This is a genomic window from Alphaproteobacteria bacterium (assembly GCA_041396705.1).
In the GTDB taxonomy this organism is placed as follows: Bacteria; Pseudomonadota; Alphaproteobacteria; order CALKHQ01; family CALKHQ01; genus CALKHQ01.
Genome location: JAWKYB010000006.1, coordinates 80,171 through 96,680, shown reverse-complemented (window position 1 = coordinate 96,680; position 16,510 = coordinate 80,171). Strand labels below are relative to the sequence as shown.

The 16,510-nt window shown below is 71.6% G+C and carries 17 protein-coding genes; 8 read left to right on the top strand and 9 right to left on the bottom strand.

All coding sequences use genetic code 11. The features are described 5' to 3' along the window. Positions 1-28 precede the first annotated feature (28 nt). Positions 29-2,647 carry a cation:proton antiporter gene (locus R3F55_10040; GenBank protein MEZ5667752.1) on the top strand — a complete coding sequence of 873 codons (2,619 nt, stop codon included), beginning with the start codon at positions 29-31 and terminating at the stop codon, positions 2,645-2,647. A gap of 159 nt (positions 2,648-2,806) precedes the next feature. Next, positions 2,807-4,951, top strand: coding sequence for a S9 family peptidase (locus R3F55_10035; GenBank protein MEZ5667751.1), 2,145 nt, complete (start codon positions 2,807-2,809; stop codon positions 4,949-4,951). A gap of 29 nt (positions 4,952-4,980) precedes the next feature. On the opposite strand, the gene R3F55_10030 is transcribed toward R3F55_10035, so the two are convergent. From R3F55_10030 to R3F55_10010, 5 genes are all read right to left on the bottom strand, one after another. Continuing rightward, positions 4,981-5,709 (bottom strand): MBL fold metallo-hydrolase, encoded by a 729-nt coding sequence (locus tag R3F55_10030; protein MEZ5667750.1) that lies wholly within the window; start codon positions 5,707-5,709, stop codon positions 4,981-4,983. A gap of 11 nt (positions 5,710-5,720) precedes the next feature. Beyond that, the gene (locus R3F55_10025; protein ID MEZ5667749.1) at positions 5,721-6,362 is read right to left on the bottom strand and encodes a TetR/AcrR family transcriptional regulator; all 642 of its coding nucleotides are present in this window, start codon (positions 6,360-6,362) and stop codon (positions 5,721-5,723) included. A gap of 176 nt (positions 6,363-6,538) precedes the next feature. Continuing rightward, positions 6,539-6,847, bottom strand: a complete 309-nt coding sequence (locus R3F55_10020; GenBank protein ID MEZ5667748.1) for a hypothetical protein — start codon at positions 6,845-6,847, stop codon at positions 6,539-6,541. 78 nt (positions 6,848-6,925) lie between these two features. Then, the gene (locus tag R3F55_10015; protein ID MEZ5667747.1) at positions 6,926-7,348 is read right to left on the bottom strand and encodes a hypothetical protein; all 423 of its coding nucleotides are present in this window, start codon (positions 7,346-7,348) and stop codon (positions 6,926-6,928) included. Positions 7,349-7,496: 148 nt separating this feature from the next. Continuing rightward, entirely contained in the window at positions 7,497-7,889 is a 393-nt protein-coding gene (locus tag R3F55_10010) for a hypothetical protein (GenBank protein MEZ5667746.1), read from the bottom strand. Positions 7,890-8,063: 174 nt separating this feature from the next. Between R3F55_10010 and R3F55_10005 the strand changes: the two genes are divergently transcribed. Next, positions 8,064-9,293 (top strand): aminotransferase class I/II-fold pyridoxal phosphate-dependent enzyme, encoded by a 1,230-nt coding sequence (locus tag R3F55_10005; protein ID MEZ5667745.1) that lies wholly within the window; start codon positions 8,064-8,066, stop codon positions 9,291-9,293. A gap of 19 nt (positions 9,294-9,312) precedes the next feature. Continuing rightward, positions 9,313-10,083 (top strand): IclR family transcriptional regulator, encoded by a 771-nt coding sequence (locus R3F55_10000; GenBank protein MEZ5667744.1) that lies wholly within the window; start codon positions 9,313-9,315, stop codon positions 10,081-10,083. Between the two features lie 32 nt (positions 10,084-10,115). Here the strand turns inward: R3F55_10000 and R3F55_09995 are convergent, their stop codons facing one another. Beyond that, positions 10,116-10,361: a hypothetical protein gene (locus R3F55_09995; GenBank protein MEZ5667743.1), complete on the bottom strand. Its 246-nt coding sequence runs from the start codon at positions 10,359-10,361 to the stop codon at positions 10,116-10,118. 190 nt (positions 10,362-10,551) lie between these two features. Between R3F55_09995 and R3F55_09990 the strand changes: the two genes are divergently transcribed. Then, positions 10,552-12,558 carry a ribonucleoside triphosphate reductase gene (locus tag R3F55_09990; protein ID MEZ5667742.1) on the top strand — a complete coding sequence of 669 codons (2,007 nt, stop codon included), beginning with the start codon at positions 10,552-10,554 and terminating at the stop codon, positions 12,556-12,558. Beyond that, on the top strand, positions 12,555-13,280 hold the full coding sequence (locus R3F55_09985; GenBank protein ID MEZ5667741.1) for an anaerobic ribonucleoside-triphosphate reductase activating protein: 726 nt from the start codon (positions 12,555-12,557) through the stop codon (positions 13,278-13,280). Before R3F55_09990 ends, R3F55_09985 begins: the two co-directional genes overlap by 4 nt. Positions 13,281-13,301: 21 nt before the next feature. Here the strand turns inward: R3F55_09985 and R3F55_09980 are convergent, their stop codons facing one another. Next, complete coding sequence (locus R3F55_09980) at positions 13,302-13,490, bottom strand: hypothetical protein (GenBank protein MEZ5667740.1); 189 nt, start codon at positions 13,488-13,490, stop codon at positions 13,302-13,304. 148 nt (positions 13,491-13,638) lie between these two features. Next, positions 13,639-15,012, bottom strand: coding sequence for a hypothetical protein (locus R3F55_09975; protein ID MEZ5667739.1), 1,374 nt, complete (start codon positions 15,010-15,012; stop codon positions 13,639-13,641). On the opposite strand from R3F55_09975, the gene R3F55_09970 reads away from it, so the two are divergent. After that, positions 15,011-15,847 carry a hypothetical protein gene (locus tag R3F55_09970; GenBank protein MEZ5667738.1) on the top strand — a complete coding sequence of 279 codons (837 nt, stop codon included), beginning with the start codon at positions 15,011-15,013 and terminating at the stop codon, positions 15,845-15,847. The genes R3F55_09975 and R3F55_09970 overlap by 2 nt on opposite strands. On the opposite strand, the gene R3F55_09965 is transcribed toward R3F55_09970, so the two are convergent. Beyond that, positions 15,838-16,077, bottom strand: a complete 240-nt coding sequence (locus R3F55_09965) for a hypothetical protein (GenBank protein MEZ5667737.1) — start codon at positions 16,075-16,077, stop codon at positions 15,838-15,840. The genes R3F55_09970 and R3F55_09965 overlap by 10 nt on opposite strands. A 65-nt stretch (positions 16,078-16,142) precedes the next feature. Between R3F55_09965 and R3F55_09960 the strand changes: the two genes are divergently transcribed. Then, a complete protein-coding gene (locus R3F55_09960; GenBank protein MEZ5667736.1) occupies positions 16,143-16,277 on the top strand; it encodes a hypothetical protein in 135 nt (44 codons plus the stop codon). Positions 16,278-16,510: the final 233 nt, after the last annotated feature.

Below are 16,510 nucleotides of genomic sequence, written 5' to 3'. Positions count from 1 at the left end.
ACGCGACCGGGTGCGCCATGCTGCCGGAATGGGACTCGTGGTATTCGCGCTGGCCACGCTGACCGCGGCCTTCGCCCTGATCGCGCTGCTGGAGCCGCTGGCCCGGCGGCTGCGGGTGCCCATGCCCGTCGCCGTGGCGTCGGTCGGGCTGGTCATCGGCATCGCGGTTCGTGCCGGCGGGATCGACCCGCTCGACCTGTCGCTTGACGGCGGCGACGCCTGGGCGTTCTCCGCCCTGTCGATCGGCAACCGCGAGATCCTGCTGGTCTTCCTGCCGCCGCTGCTGTTCGAGATGACGCTGAGCCTGGATGTGCGCCGGCTGGTCGAGTATCTGCCGGCGGTCGCTGTCATGGCCGTCGTCGCGGTGGTGGCGGCGACGCTGGCGGTCGCCGGTGCATTGTGGCTTGCCGCCGGCCTGCCGCTGATGCTGTGCCTGCTGCTGGGCGCCACCATTTCGACGACCGACCCGGCGGCGGTGACCTCGACCTTCCGCGAGATCGGGGCGAACCAGCGCCAATTGGTGATTATCGAAGGCGAAAGCCTGCTCAACGACGCCGCCGCCATCGCGCTGTTCGGGCTGCTGGCCTATTCGCTGCGCACCGGCACGCCGCTCAGCGTCGCCGACGCCATCGGCCAGTTCCTGTTCGTCTTCGTGGTCGGCGCCGCCGTCGGCGCCGCCCTGGCCTATGCCGCCGCCCGGCTGTTCCCGCTGCTGGCGGCGTCGGTCGCGGCGGAAACCACGCTGACCGTCGCCATCGCCTATGCCGCCTATCTGATCGGCGAGGTCGCGCTCGGCGCTTCCGGCGTGGTCGCCGTGGTGGCGGCGGGCGTGGTCACCAAGGTCGCCGGTTCGGTGCGCATGGGTCCGCGCAACTGGAGCGGTATCGCCGCCATCTGGGCGCAGATCGGCCACTGGGCCAACAACCTGATCCTGCTGATCGCGGCCGTGCTGGTGCCGCACCTGCTGACCGTCGTGCGCTGGTTCGAGGTGCCGATGATCCTGATCATGGTCGTCGCTGCCTTCGCCGCGCGCGCCGCGATCCTGTTCGGTCTGCTGGCCGGGCTGGAGCGGCTGCGGCTGCTGCTGCCGGTCGGCAACAAGGAAAAGCTGCTGATCCTGTGGGGCGGTGTGCGCGGCGCGGTCACCCTGGTGCTGGTGTTCGGCCTGGCCGAGAGCCGCGGACTGAGCGCGACCGAACGCGGGCTGCTGGCCGCGCTGGGCTGCGGCTTCGTGTTCTTCACGCTGGTGGTCAACGCCACCACCCTGGGGCTGCTGACCCGCAAGCTGGGCCTCGACCGGCTGACCGAGGGCGACCAGGCGCTGCGGGCCGGCATCGTCGCCGGAACCATGCGCGAGGCGCTGGAGCACGTGCAGCACGTGGCCAGGGCGCATGACACCGACGACGGCATCCTGGCGCCTGTGGTCGCGCGCTACGGCGCGCGCATCGCCGAGATCGAGGCCCGCGTCAACCCGCCGGACATCGCCTTCGGCGACCGGCTGCGCGCCGGCCTGGCCATCCTCGCCAACCAGGAGCGGCGCATCGTCAAGCGCCAGTTCGAGACCGAGGTGATCGGCCATGCGACCATGCGGGCGCTGCGGGCGATTGCCGACCGGCTGGCCGACGCCGCCCATCACGGCGGCCGCGAAGGCTATGAGGACGCGATCGCCGGTACCCTCGGTTACGGGCCCTGGTTCCGTCTCGCCCTGTTCGCCCATGCCCGGCTGCGGCTGTCGGCGCCGCTGCGGCTGATGCTGGCCCGCCGGTTCCAGCGGCTGTTCGAATCCGACGTGGTGCTGCGCGCGCTGCAGGATTTCAATCGCGAGTCGATGGGCGGGCTGATCGGCGAGGACGCCGCCGGCAATCTCGGCGATCTGCTGGCGCGGCGGCGTCAGGAGGTGCAGCGCGCACTGCAGGCGCTGGAGCTGCAATATCCCGGCTATGCCGCCGCGCTGCGCCAGCAGTTCCTGGTCCGCGCCGGTCTGCGGCGCGAACTCGGCCGCTACGAACGGCTGCACGCCGAGGGCGTGATCGGCCGCGACCTGTACCGCTCGATGGCCGGCGAGGCCGAATCCGGCATCCACGAGGCGCGGCGCCGGCCGCCGCTGGACCTGGAAGTCGAGCCGCTGGCCCTGTTCGACCAGGTGCCGATGCTGCGCGGGCTCGACGAGCGGGAACGGCGCCAGTTGCGCCGCCTGCTGCGCACCCGGCTGGTGGCGCCCGGCGATTTCATCGCGCGCGCCGGCGAGCGCGGGACGGCGATGTACCTGATCGCCTCCGGTGCGGTCGAGGTGCGCAACCTCGGCGACCCGATCCTGCTCGGCACCGGCGAGTTCTTCGGCGAGCTGTCGATCCTGGCGCCGACCCGGCGGCGCAAGTCCGACATCGTCGCCCTGACCTATTGCAAGCTGCTGGTGCTGTCGCGGCGCGACTTCCGCCGGTTGGTGCGGATCAACCCCCAGCTGGAGGCACGCATCCGCGAAGCCGCCGGACAGCAGCTCGGCCGCGGCTTCCGCCATCAGGCGCCGGAGGCGGTGGAGGCCTTCGCCCGCGACGACGAACCGGCGCAGGCGGTAGCCGCGGGCGCCGGCGAAGCCGGCGGCGGCCCGCCGTCGACCGAGGGCGACCTGCGCCCCTCCGCCGCATAGGGCATGGTCGCCGCCGCCGTCGCCATCGACCGGGTCATCCGCAGCAGTCAGGCCGGGCAACCGGTCCGCCGCGACTGCGACCGGCCGTGCTGATCCGGCTTGGCGGCCGCACCGGCCGGTGCCATAGAATCGCGGATCAACCATCCCGGAGTATGCCAGATGCGTTTGTTGCCGGTGCTGCTGTGCCTGCCCGCACTCGTGCTTGTCGGCGCCAAGTCGGTGCCCCAGCCGGGCGACAGCCTGCTCGACCCGCAGGTGGCAAAGCCGCCGGTCGCCGCGCAGGTGCCCAGCGAGATGACGGTCCACGGCGAGCGCCTGGTCGATCCCTATGCCTGGCTGCGGGACGAGAACGACCCGCAGGTGCTCGACTATCTCAAGGCGGAAAACGAATACACCGCCGCCGTGCTGGCACCGGTCGCCGCGCTGCGCGACGCCCTGTACGACGAGATGCTCGGCCGGCTGGTGGCGGACGACAGCGACATCCTCGTCCGCGAGGGCGACATCTGGTACCAGTGGCGGATCGGCGCGGACGACGAGTACTGGACGCTCTATCGCTGGTTGGGCAGCGAGGACGCACCGCCGCAGGTGCTGCTCGACATCAATGCGATGTCGCAGGGCTACGACTATTTCGACGTGATCGCCTGGGATGCCAGCCGCGACGGGCGCTATCTGGCCTATTCGACCGACACCACCGGCGGACTGGAATACACGCTGCACGTCGTCGACCTCGACAGCGGCGAGGAAATCGGCACGCCGGTCGACGCGGTCGACAATTTCACCTGGTCGCCCGACAACCGCGCGTTGTATTACGTCGCCACGGACGCCGCCGCCCGCGCGTACCAGGTGCACTATCGCACGGTCGACGCCTGGGATGAGGACCGGGTCGTCTTCACCGAGGACGACCCCGAATTCGGCGTCGACGTGATGCCGGCTGCGGATCGCCGCTTCGTGGTGATCCACACCGGCTCCAGCGACACCGATGAATCGCTGTTTGCCGACCCTTACGATCCGGATTCGCCGCCGGTCGTCGTGCTGGCACGGCGTCCGGGCACCGAATACGGCGCCACCCATGCCGGTGGCGAGGTGATCGTGCGGATCAACGACGCCGGCCCCAACTTCCGGGTCGCGAGCATGTCGATGGACGCGATGCGCGCCGGCGCCTCCAGCGACGACCTGCGCACCCTGGTGGCGGAACGGCCCGACGTGGTGATCGAAGGCGGCACGGTGTCGGCGCGCCACATCGTGCTGCAGAACCGGCGCGATGCGCAGACCTATTTCGAGGTCTACGACCGTGCCACCGGCCGCCTCGGCGCGGTGTCCTTCCCCGAGCCGGCCTATTCCGCGGGCGGCGAGTGGAACCCGGAATACGACACGGATCTGTTCGTCTACAGCTACGAGTCCCAGGTCACGCCCTGGTCCGTCTATGCGCTGAACCTGAACGACGGCACCTCGACCCTGCTGCAGCGCGACCCGGTGCCGGGCGGCTTCGACCCGGCGGCCTATGAGACGCGGCGCATCTTCGCCACCGCGACGGACGGCACCCGCATTCCGATCTCGATTGCCTTCGCCCGCTCGACGCCGCTTGACGGCACCGCCCCGCTGCTGCTGGAGGCTTACGGCGCCTACGCGTCGACCTACGATCCCTATTTCGACCGGTCGATGATCAGCCTGCTCGACCGCGGCGTCGTCTATGCCTATGCCCATGTGCGCGGCGGCAGCGAGTATGGCGAGGCGTGGTACGACGGCGGCCGGCTCGCCAACAAGATGAACACCTTCACCGACACCATCGCCGTGGCGGAGCACCTGGTCGCCGAGGGCTATTCGACGCCGGGCCGGATGGCGTTGATGGGCGCCTCGGCCGGCGGGCTGACCGTCGGTGCGGTGATCAACATGCGGCCGGACCTGTTCGCCGCCGCGGTGCTGATGGTGCCGTTCGTCGACGTGTTGACCGCGATGCTGGATCCGAGCCTGCCGCTGACCACCACCGACTATCCGGAATGGGGCAACCCGGAGAAGGCGGACGCCTATGGCTGGATGCGGGCCTACGATCCCTATCGCAACCTGGCCGTGCGCGACTATCCCGACATGCTGGTGATCGGCGGTCTGAACGACGACCAGGTGCCCTACTGGCAGCCGGCGAAATACGTCGCGCGCATGCGCACGCTGGCCGATCCAGACGCTGTGGTGCTGCTCGACACCGATCTCGAATCGGGCCACATGGGTGGGTCCGGCCGCAGCGGCGGGCTGGAGCGCTGGTCGTTGACCTTCGCCTTCCTGCTCGCCAGCTTCGGCATCGCGGAATAGGGCGGGGCGCCGCTACCTCACCTGGCCGGTCAGGCCGCCAGCTCGAGCCGGCGCTCGTCGTAATAGGCGGCCAGCGCCGAGAGCGCGCCGGCCCCGTCGCCGGCGAAGGAGGCGCCGTGCATCACCGCCAGGGTCGCCGGCTTGAGCGCGGCCAGCCGCCGGATCGTGGCGCCGGTGGCCGGGTGCAGGCTCGACGACTGGAACATCGCCTCCGCCGCCATCGCCGGGCCGACGATGTCGCCTTCGGTCACCGGCGGTCCGTCGCCGACATGGCTGAACAGGTCGCTGCACAGCAGCGTGCCGCTGCTCTCCTCGAACATCAGCCCTGCGTCCCAGCCGTGCGGCACGTGCGGCGTATCCAGGTAGCGCAGCCGCGGGCCGCCGAGGTCGATGACCTCGCTGTCGGCCAGCGGCCGGGGCGGCCGGTTGGCCGCGTCGTTCAGCGTAACCATGCAGCCGAGCGCGCCATGGGCGATCTCGGCCCGCGGCGCCAGCGCCAGCCAGTCGTTCATCGCGCCGCACTCGTCTGCCTCGTAGTGGCTGAAGCCGATCCAGCGCAGGCGGCTCAGCGGGATCAGGCGCCGGACCGCGGCGCTGACCGGGGCCAGCATGCCCCGCGGCCCGGTATGGAACAGCAGCGCGTCGTCGCCGACGACCAGGAACTGGTTGAAGCTGAAGCCAGCCGGCGGCGCGATCTCCGCCACATGGGTCGACAGCCGGTAGATGCCGCTGGCGATCTCGTCGATACGGGTCTGCATGGTCGTCCTCGTCACAGCCCGCCGCCGGCCCCCACGGCCGGCCGCTCGGGTTGGTTGTCTTCCGTGCGCGCGCCTGCCGTGGCGAGCGACGCCAGGATCATGTGCGCGATCGCATCCGTTGCGGCCCCGGCGCTCAGGCCGGCGCGGCGCAGGGCCTGGTAGACGGCGACATCGAGCACCGCCACGGCCGCGGCCGTCTGCGCCCTGCCGGCACCCGTTCCCCGCAGCGCCGCCTGCACCAGCGCGACGCGGTTGGCCTCCTCGCCGGCCATGAACGGCTCCAGCTCGGGCACCTTGTCGCGGTCGCAGCGCACCCGTGCGAAGGCCGGCAGGCGCTCGTAGAAGGCGAACACCGCCGCGGTCGTCCGCCCGATGCGCTCGGCCGTCGTGTCGGCACCGTCGAGCGCGGCCGGCGTCGGCAGCGGCGCATAGGCCATGGCGTGCTGGCCGCAGGCGTTCACCGCGTCGCCGTAGGTCGGGAAGTGGTGGTAGACGGTGCCCACGCTGACCTCCGCCCGTTCGGCGATCTGCTTCATGCTGGTCGCCACGACGCCCTGTTCGTTGTGCAGGGCGAAAGTGGCCGCGACGATGCGCCGGCGTGTCTCCTCCGCCGCTTCCTCCCTGCGCCCAAGCCGGTATGGCCGCTTTTTCATGCACAACATATTACATTGAACGAACGTTCGGTCAATTAAATATGTTGTGACGGCCTGCGATCTCTTCGCCGACGCGGCCGAAGAGGCCGATCGCGCCGCCCGCCCGCGCGGCAGGGGCGCCGCCGGGCGGGCACGACCCATGGGATCGTCCGTGTCGACAAGGCGCGGCGCGGGGCTCAGTCCGGCGCCAGCAGCGGCACCGTCGACTGCGGCACGATCTGCTGCAGCCGCGGACGATTCTGCAGCAGCCGGGCCTCGCTGGGCGTGACCTCGCGGCAGTTGTTCAGGTTGCTGTCGCACAGCACGCACCAGTCGGGGTTGCAGCACAGCGTGCCGACCAGCGGGATGCTGATCTCGGTGCCGCCCTCGGCCATGCACAGGAAGAAGCGCATATCGGTGCCGTCGCTGGGCGCATTGTCCCGGGCATTGGCCGCCGCGGTCGCGGCGAGCGTCACCGCCGCGGACAGGATCAGGCCGCGCAGCATGGTCGTGTCTCCGTCACAGGGTTGCGGGCCGCCGACGGGCCCCACCGCCGTATCAGTCGCGCGCCGCCGTCGGCCGGTTCACGGGGCGGACCGCGATGCCGCCCGACGGAACAGCAGCGTGTCGAGCGCCCATCGGTCCTCGCTGCGGAACGCGATCAGCAGCAGGCAGGCGGCGAAGGTGATGCTGGCCGGATAGAACACCTGCGAATTGAACACGATCCGGTCGACGCCCTCGATGTACCAGCGGAACGGATCGAGGATCGCCCACCACACCCTAACCGCGGTCGCGCCGTTGATCAGCGCCTGCAACGGCAACATGACGAGGCGGAACAGGCCGAGCGCGCAGCAGGCGCCGACGGCGACCTGGCCGGCACCGGCGGCCACGCCGATCCAGTCCGTCGCCATCCCTTCCAGGTCGACGCTCTGCGACACCAGCGCCGGCACGTTGCCGGTGACGATGCGGTTGAGCCCGAACCATATCAGCAGGAAACCGGTGGTCACGCGCAGCAGCAGCAGACAGGCGCGCCTGAAACGGACTGCGAGGCGTCGGGGTGGGCCTGGCTGCATCGCTGGCGTCCGGCAGTTGGCGTTGCCGGCGATGCTGGCACGGCGGCATGCGCCGCGCCAGTCGGGCGCCGTCACATGCGCGTCAACGCAGCGCGCCGCGGTTCCGCTGCACCAGCACCGCCAGGACGGCAAGGCCGACCAGCCCGGGCAGCAGCCCGAGCAGCGGCAGCTGTAGGACCACCGCGATCGTTGCCGCCGCGAGCGAGCCCAGCAGGATCAGCAGGAAGCCCAGCCGCAGTCCGAAGGCCAGCAGCAGCGCGGCCAGGACATTCAGCAGCGACAGGCCGAGCAGCGCCGGCAGCGCCCAGGACAGGTCGCCGTTCCACCGCGGGTCGTTGTGGGCGACCAGGTCCTCGATGATTGTGGCGTAGCGGTAGGCCGACCACAGGCCGGCAAGGACGACATAGCCGAGCCAGAGGCGCAAGACGATGCCCGGCCGCGCCCTGGCGCCCCGGTCGTCGGCGATCGTGCTCATGCTTCGCTCCCGGCATTGTCGATGGGACTTCGTCGGCCGGCACCGTGTCGCACGGGAATGGAGCGACATGATGGCATCGGCGCCGGAGCGGGCGGCCCCTTTGCACGCCGGCGGTCTTGGCCCATGCTGCGCCGCCCGCAGTCCGCGGGCCGCCCGCCAGCCAGGACCGTGCCGATGCCCGAACGCGACGACCGACCAGACCGCAAGAACGCCCTTTCGATCGAGGACATGGGGCCGGCGACCCGCGCCATCCATCTGGGCTACGACCCGGCCAGCCACCAGGGCGCGCTGACGCCGCCGGTCTACATGACCTCGACCTTCGCCTTCGAGACGGCGGAAGAGGGCGCCGACACGGTGGCCGGCCGGCGTGCCGGCTATGTCTACGGCCGCGCCAAGAATCCGACCCAGACCCTGCTGGAGCAGCGCATCGCCAGCCTGGAGGGCGGCGAGGCCGGCCTCGCCACCGCCTCGGGCATGGGGGCGATCTCGGCGACGATGTGGACGCTGCTGAAGGCGGGCGAGACCATGGTGGTCGACCACGCCATCTACGGCTCGGCCTTCGCCTTCTTCATGGAAGGGCTGACCCGGTTCGGCGTGACCGTGCGGCTGGTCGACATGACCGACCTCGCGGCGGTGGAGGCGGCGGTCGGCGCGACCCGGCCGCGGCTGCTGTATTTCGAAAGCCCGTCCAATCCGGGCGTGCGCATCCTCGACATCGCGTCGCTGGCCGCCATCGCCCACGGTAGCGGCGCGCTGGCGGTGGTCGACAACACCTTCGCCTCGCCGGTGCTGCAGCAGCCGATCGGGCTCGGCGCCGACCTGGTGATCCATTCGGCGACCAAGTACCTGGGCGGCCATGGCGACCTGCTGGCCGGTGTCGTTGTCGGCCGCGCCGACCAGGTCAACGCGATCCGCGGGTTCGGCCTGCGCTGGACGACCGGCGCCACCATCGCGCCGCACACCGCCTTCCTGCTGCTGCGCGGACTGAAGACCCTGCATCTGCGCGTGCGCCAGCATTGCGCCTCAGCGCTGACGGTCGCCCGCTTTCTCGAGGGCAGCGCCAAGGTGGCCCGCGTGGCCTATCCGATGCTCGACAGCTTTGCCGGCGCCGGCCTGGCGCGCCGCCAGATGGCGGCCGGCGGCGGCATCGTCTCGCTGGAAATGGCCGGCGGCAAGGCTGCCGCACTGCGCCTGATCGATGCGCTGCGGATGATCCACTGCGCGGTCAGCCTGGGCGATGCCGAAACGCTGGTCCAGCACCCGGCGACGATGACCCACGCCAGCTACACCGACGAGCAGCGGGCCACGGCCGGCATCACCGACGCGCTGGTGCGGTTCAGCGTCGGGCTGGAAGAGGTCGACGACATCCTGGCCGATATCGCCCAGGCCCTCGACGCGGTGTAGCCGTGCGGGCCGGTCGACCGTGAGGCAGCCGAACAGCCTGGAGCGCATGCTCGCCATCCTCGGGATGTTCTCCGAGGACCGGCTGGAATGGACGCCGGACCAGCTGATGGAGCGGCTGGGCTACAGCCGGCCGACCCTCTACCGCTACCTGAAGATCCTGAAAGAACAGGGCATGCTCGCCTCGCTGCCCAACGCCGGCTACATCCTCGGCCCGAAGGTGGTGGAGATGGACTACCTGCTGCGCCGCTCCGACCCGCTGGTGCTGGAAGGCGCCGGGCTGCTGCGCGAGCTGGCGCAGCGCCATCCCTGCACCGCCTTCCTGGTGCGCTGGTACCGCGACCGGGTGCTGTGCGTGCATTCGGAAACCTCGGCGCCGGACCCGAAGAGCAGCTATCCGCGCGGCCGGCCGATGCCGCTGGGCCGCGGTGCCGTCGCCCGTGCAATTCTCGCCCATCTGCCGCGGCGCCAGCTGATGCCGATCCTGGAGCGCAACCGCGCCGAGTTCGGCATCGCCGACGGCGGCGCCGACCTGCGCGCGGTGCTCGACCGCCTGCGCCAGGTCCGGCGGACCGGCGTGGCGGTGGCGCGGGGCGAGATCACGCCCGGTGCCGTCGGCATTGCGACGCCGGTCTACGACGCCGGCCAGTCGCCGATCGCCTGCATCTGCGTCACCATTGCCGAGCGGCGCGCGCCGGAACCGGTGGTGGCGCGCATCGCCGACGAGGTGCGGGCCGCCGGCCGCGGGTTGACCGCTGCGCTGGCCCGGCACCGGGCGCGCGAACCGGCCTGATGCGGCCCGAACGCCCCACGGACGGCCGCAGGTCAGCGCGGCGCGCGGTCCTCCTCGGCATACTCCTCGCCGGCCGCGATGATCTCGAACACCGCGGCGGCGCGGCCGGCCAGCGGGATGCGGGCCTCGCCCATCGCATCGTCCATGCCGGCGGCATAGGCCAGTGCGGTCTCGATGTCGGCGATCTCCGCGCCGCTCGCGACGATCGCCTCGACCTGGGAATCGAGGATGTCGCCGCAAAGGTGACGGATCTCCGAGGCATTCAGGGGTCTGGTCACCGTAGTCCTCCGCTGCTGCGTCCGGGCCCTCGCGAAACGCCGCCATGGTCGGCCGGTTGCGAAGGCCGGTCCTTGATCCCGCGCAATGGCTACGCCACCGCGGCGGGTTGACGGCAGTCAATGCACGTCGCCGCGCGCCGCCCCATATGGCAGCCATGCGCGATCCAGCGACTCCTGCCGGGCCGGCGCCGTGAGCGCGGGCGAGCGCGCGGCGGCCGTGCCGGCATCCGACGATCCGTCCGACGCTGCGTCGGACGGGCAGCCAGCGGGCGTCCCGGACGGCACGACGACGTGGATCGACTGTGCCGCCACGGTCGACGCGTACCTGACGCGCGCCAACTGGCGGGTTGCGGAAAACGCCAACCTCGGCTTCGGCCATGTCGGCCTGATGGGCAACGCAGCCGGCAAAGTGATCGCCAACTACTGGCTCGACCGGGTCTACGCGCCGGCGGCGGCCCGTGCCCACCGCGACGGCGACCTGCACATCCACAACCTGGGCGCGCTCGCCGGCTACTGTGCCGGCTGGAGCCTGCGCCAGCTGCTCGACGAGGGCTTCAACGGCGGGCCGGGCCGCATCGCCAGCCGGCCGCCGCGCCATCTGCGCGAGGCGCTGGCTCAGGCTGCCAACTTCCTCGGCGTGCTGCAGTCGGAATGGGCCGGGGCGCAGGCGTTCGCCTCGTTCGACACCTATCTCGCGCCCTATCTGTTCGCGGACCGGCTGGGCGACGCGGCGCTGAAGCGCGAGCTGCGCCACTTCGTCTACGACCTCAACGTGCCCGCGCGCTGGGGCCAGTCGCCCTTCACCAACGTCACCCTCGACATCGCGGTGCCGCAGGATCTGGCCGGCCAGCCGCCGACCCGTGGCGGCCGGCACCTGTTCGACGGCGTCGCCGATGCGGACCTGCTGGCCGAGGCGCGACGGCGCGACCCGGCGGTGCGGGCACTGACCGACCTGACCTATCGCCATTTCGCGCCGGAGTGCGCGCGGATCGTGATCGCGCTCTATGCCGTGCTCAGCGACGGCGACGGCATGGGCCAACCCTTCACCTTCCCGATCCCGACCGTCAACGTGACCGAGGACTTCCCCTGGGACGGTCCGGTCTCCGACGCGATCTTCGACAACGCGTCGCGGATGGGCAGCACCTATTTCCAGAACTTCCTCGGCAGCCGCTGGATCGTCGACGCCGACGGCACCCGCCGGCCGAACCCGGACGCGTTCGACCCCGGCGCGGTGCGCAGCATGTGCTGCCGCCTGCAGCTCGACCTGCGTGCGCTCGAGCGGCGCGGCGACGGGCTGTTCGGCTCCGGCGAGATGACCGGGTCGCTGGGTGTGGTCACGCTGAACATGGCGCGGCTCGGCTATCTGTGCCGCGACGACGAAGGCGCGCTGGCCGGCCGCCTCGACGGCCTGCTCGACCTCGCCTTCGACACGCTGGAGCGCAAGCGGGCGAAGCTGACCGCGCTCTACGAGGCCGGGCTGTTCCCCTACACCCGGCGCTACCTGCCGTCGTTCCGCAACCATTTCAACACCGTCGGCGTCAACGGCATGAACGAGATGCTGCGCAACCTGACGCGCGGCCGGCTCGACCTGACCCGTCGCGAGGGCATCGACCGCTGCCTGGCGGTGCTCGACCGCATCCGCGAACGGCTGCGCGGCTACCAGCAGCAGAGCGGTCACCTCTACAACCTGGAAGCGACGCCGGCGGAGGGCACCAGCTATCGTCTCGCCCGGCTGGACCGCGAACGCTTCCCGGACATCCTGCAGGCCGGGACGCCGCCCGGCATCTACTACACCAATTCCAGCCAGCTGCCGGTCGGCCTGACCGACGATCCGTTCGAGGCGCTGGCGCTGCAGAACGACCTGCAGGGCAGGTACACCGGCGGCACCGTGCTGCACCTGTACATGAGCGAGCGGCTGAGTTCCGGCGATGCCGCGCGCATGCTGGTGCGGCGGGTGCTGGAGCGCTGGCAGCTGCCGTCGATCACGATCACGCCGGTGTTCTCGGTGTGCCCGACCCACGGCGCGATCGGCGGCGAGGTCGCCGCCTGCCCGACCTGCGGGGCGAAGACCCAGACCTGGACGCGCGTCGTCGGCTACTACCGGCCGGTGGAAAGCTTCAACGTGGGCAAGCAGGGCGAGCACCGCGAGCGGCGCTTCTTCGTCGAGCGCAAGGCGCTGGCGGACGCGGCGCCATGAGCGACGGGGGGCTGCCATTCTACGACATCACCCCGTTCACCGCGATCGACTATCCGGGCCGGCTGGCGGCGGTGCTGTGGGTCGCCGGCTGCAACCTGCGCTGCGCCTATTGCTACAATCCTGAGATCGTCGCCGCCGCGGGCCGGCTCGGCGTCGACGACGCGCTCGCCTTCCTGGCCCGGCGCCGGGGCCTGCTCGACGGCATCGTGCTGTCCGGCGGCGAGCCGACCATCCGCGACGACCTGCCGGCGATCATGGCGGCGTTGCGCGGCGCCGGGATGGCGCTGAAGCTGGATACCAACGGCATGCGGCCGGCGGTCGTGCGGGCGCTGCTGGAGCGCGGCTTGGTCGACGCCATCGCCTGCGACTACAAGGCGCCGCCGGGCCGGATCGGCCGGGTTACGCCCGGATTCGATGCCGGCGCCTTCCGGGAGACCCTGGACCTGCTGGTCCCCGCGCCGGCCGGCGTCGATGTCGCGTTCCGGACCACCTGGCACAGCGCCTTGCTGGACCGGGCGGACATCGAGGCGGTGATGGCGGACCTGGCCGTGCGCGGCCATCGCGGGCCCTATGCGGTGCAGCACGCCCGCACCGGCCATACGCTGCGGCCGCTGAGCCCGTCGCAGCCGGACTGGCGTCCCGAGGACCTCGTCGTGCCGGACGGGCTGTCGGTTTCGTTCGAGGGGTTCGGCGCAGCCGGGCCGGTTTGCCTGCCGGCGTAGCGCAGTGCCCGGCCGGCGCGGTCAGCGCGGGTGGGCGGCGTCGGCGAGGCGGACGTGCACTTCCTGCTGCACGTGGATGGTGACGCTCATCTCGATCGGCGCGTCGGGGGCATCGATGCGGACGTCGTGGCTGCAGGCGGATCCGAAGGAGGCCGCAGCCAGCAGACCGAGGATCGCCAGGGTGCGGTAAGTCTTGCCGGTGTTGCGCATGGGTCCGCTTCCTTCTCTGGCCCGTTGCCGGCCGCCTCGGCCGCCGCTGTTGGGGAGAAGGTATGGAATCGCCGACGCTCCGGTTATGGGGTCGACACCCCATTCTGTGCGGGCAGACGCGCTGCGGTGCCGTCGCGCTGCGGTGCCGTCAGGGCGTGACGGTGATCGCCAGCCTGGCCACCACCTCGCGCGGCCCCTCCAGATAGGCGCGGATCTCGTAGTCGCCGGGCACGCGCTGGCCGGGCAGCGTCAGCATGCCGGCCGGCATCCGGTCGGTATAGGCCCAGTCGGCCCAGGTGGTGTCGGGCGTGCCGGCGGGCACGACGGTGATCCAATCCGACCGCACGCCGGGCATGCCGGCCCAGCGCACGGCGATCGGCTCACCGACGGCGAAGCGGGTCTTGTCCGCCTCCAGGCTGGGGCCCGGGGCGTTCGGGTCGGGCGGCGAGACGGTCAGTGGCAGCCTGGCCAGCACCTGGCGCGGGTTCTCGTAATAGAGCCGCACCTCGTAGGCGCCGGGCGGTTGCGCCGGCAACGTCGCACTGCCGGCGCCGCCGTCGACATAGGTCCAGGCGCCCCAGCTGGTGTCGGGCGTGCCGACGGCGACGACCGTGACCCAGGGCCGGCGGTCCGTCGCCAGCCCGTCGTAGTGCACCACCACCGGCATGTTCGACGGCACCGTGGCGACGTCGAGCGTCATCGACGGCCCGGCCGGCGCCGGCGTGTCGCGGCGGCCGAACAGCGACGACTGCCCCTGCCGGTCCGGCACCGTCGTCGCGACCACCGTGATCGGCAGCCGCGCGGCGACGATGCGCGGGTCTTCCAGATAGGCGCGCAGTTCGTAGTCGCCGGGTTGCCGGCCGGGCAGGGTGACGCTGCCGCCGGCCGCGCCGTCGGTATAGGCCCAGGCGAGCCAGCTTTCGTCCGGCGCGCCGGCGGCAGCGACCGCGATCCAGTCGTTGCGGTCGCCGGGCAGCCCGGCGTAGTGCACGACGATGTCGACACCGGCGGCAACGGTCGCATCGTCGATCGAAAGCGCGGCGTTGGGCGGCGGCGCCAGCAGCAGCGCCTCGCGCCGTGCCTGTGCCTCTTCCAGATGCGGGCTGTCGGGGAAGGCGCCGATGAACGCGTCGAGGTCGCCCGGCGTCGTGTTGTCGCGCTGCATCGCCTCCCACAGCATCGCCTCGATGGCGGCAGCGTCCATCGGGGCGCGCCGGTCGCCGTCGTCAGGCTGCGCATCGGCGTCGGCGTCGGCGTCGGCGTCCGGCTCCGCCGGTTCGGTCGCCTGCGCCGGCCGAGGCATCGCCGCCGCCGGCACCCACTGCAGGGCGATGCCGGTCCGCCCCAGGCTGATGTCGTCGTAGACCACCGCGAAATGGGCGGTCGCGGGTACCGCAGCCTGGCCGACCGCGGGCAGCGGGACGGCCGACGGATTGGCGTAGAGGTCGTCGTCGCGCCAGCGTGCCAACGGGTCCTGCGCCGCACCGCCGGCGGGGTTCTGTGCCGACTGCAGTGCCTGCATGGCGGCGATCCACTGCCTGCCGCTGATCCTCCGGCAGCGCTTCGATCTGCTCCTGCAGCTCGGCCATGTAGCGCATCATCGCGATCGGATCGTCGGGATCGACCGCCGGCGTCGGCGTGGCGTCGCCCAGCCGTGCCGCCATCGCGTCGAGGTCCAGCGGCGGCTGGCCCGCGGCGGCCGACAGCATGTCCAGCGCCTGCTGGCGCGGCGTGTCGGAGACATAGGCCGCAACGCCGTCCGCGCCGTCCGCGGCGAACCGGATCGGCTCGAGGTCCGCCGGCAGTCCGGCCGGCAGCGCCGCCGGGTCGAGCGGCGGCCCGTCCGGATCCAGCGACTCGCCCTGCTCCGGAATGGCGCGCGCGACCAGGCGGCGTGCGGCGGGGTCGCTGCTGGCGTCGAGTGCGGCGCGCGCCGCGCTGCGCACCAGCGGCACCGGGTCGTTCAGCAGCCGAGCCAGCAGCGCGGTGTCTTCCGCGGCGGGGAACAGGCCGGCCATGGCTGCCGCGCAGGCATAGCGCACGCGCGACAGCGGCCAGGTCGCGAACTGGCGCACCAGCGCCACGCCCGCGTCGCGCTGGCCGCTGGCACCGACCTTGAGCAGGGCCGCGGCGATGGCGTCGGAGAGCTCGTTCTGAGCGATCAGGCAGTCGGTGGCGGCAGCCTCGCCCTCGCCGGTACAGGCGGCGGTCATCGCCGCCATCAGGCCTTCGGGGCCGTCCGACGGGGTTGGCGCCGGCTGCTGCGCGACGGCGATCCGGGCGGCGACGGTCAGCACGGCGACCGCGACGAACCGGACTGCGCGGGCGCCGCCGCGTCATTTCAGGCTCAGACCTGAGCCGGCGGGAAGCAGCCGATCGGGTTCTGCCGCTCGTAGGTCAGAGCCCGCTCGAGATAGTCGACGGCGCGCGGCAGGTCGTTGAAGCGGATGCGCGGGGTGCGCGCGCCGGGTTGCTGCCGCCAGCGCCGCAGATACAGGATCCGCAGGATGTCGGCCTGGGTCGAATAGGCCTCGGCCTCGGACCGCGAGGAGGTGGTCCGGCCGGGTCCGCGGAAAGCGCGGCGCACACCAGTTCACGTGGTTGAGCTCGTGCGCCAGCGTCGACAGGTAGACGTCGTCGCAGGGTATCAGCGTGCGTGCTATCTCGCGCATCTCGACGGTGCACGTCAGCGGGTCGACGAACATCTCCATCGGCATCAGCAGCGCCGCCAGCGAGGTGTTGATGCAGTCCAGCGGCCGCGAGGCCTCCTGCGACGCCGCGGTGTGAAATGCGTCGAACTCGGACCTGTAGTTGTCTTCGAGAAACCCGTTGCGGTCGGGGATGGTCCTGCTGGACCAGCCTGTTGCCGTCCCAGGCCGCTGCCAGGATGTCCAGGCTTTCCGCCGTCGCCGCATAGCCGCGGGCCATTGCCTCGGCATAGCGGATCTCGCTCGGGAAGCAGCGCAGGCACTCGCAGGGCGTCATCGACTGGACCATCGAGTCCTGCGCAGCCGCCGGGC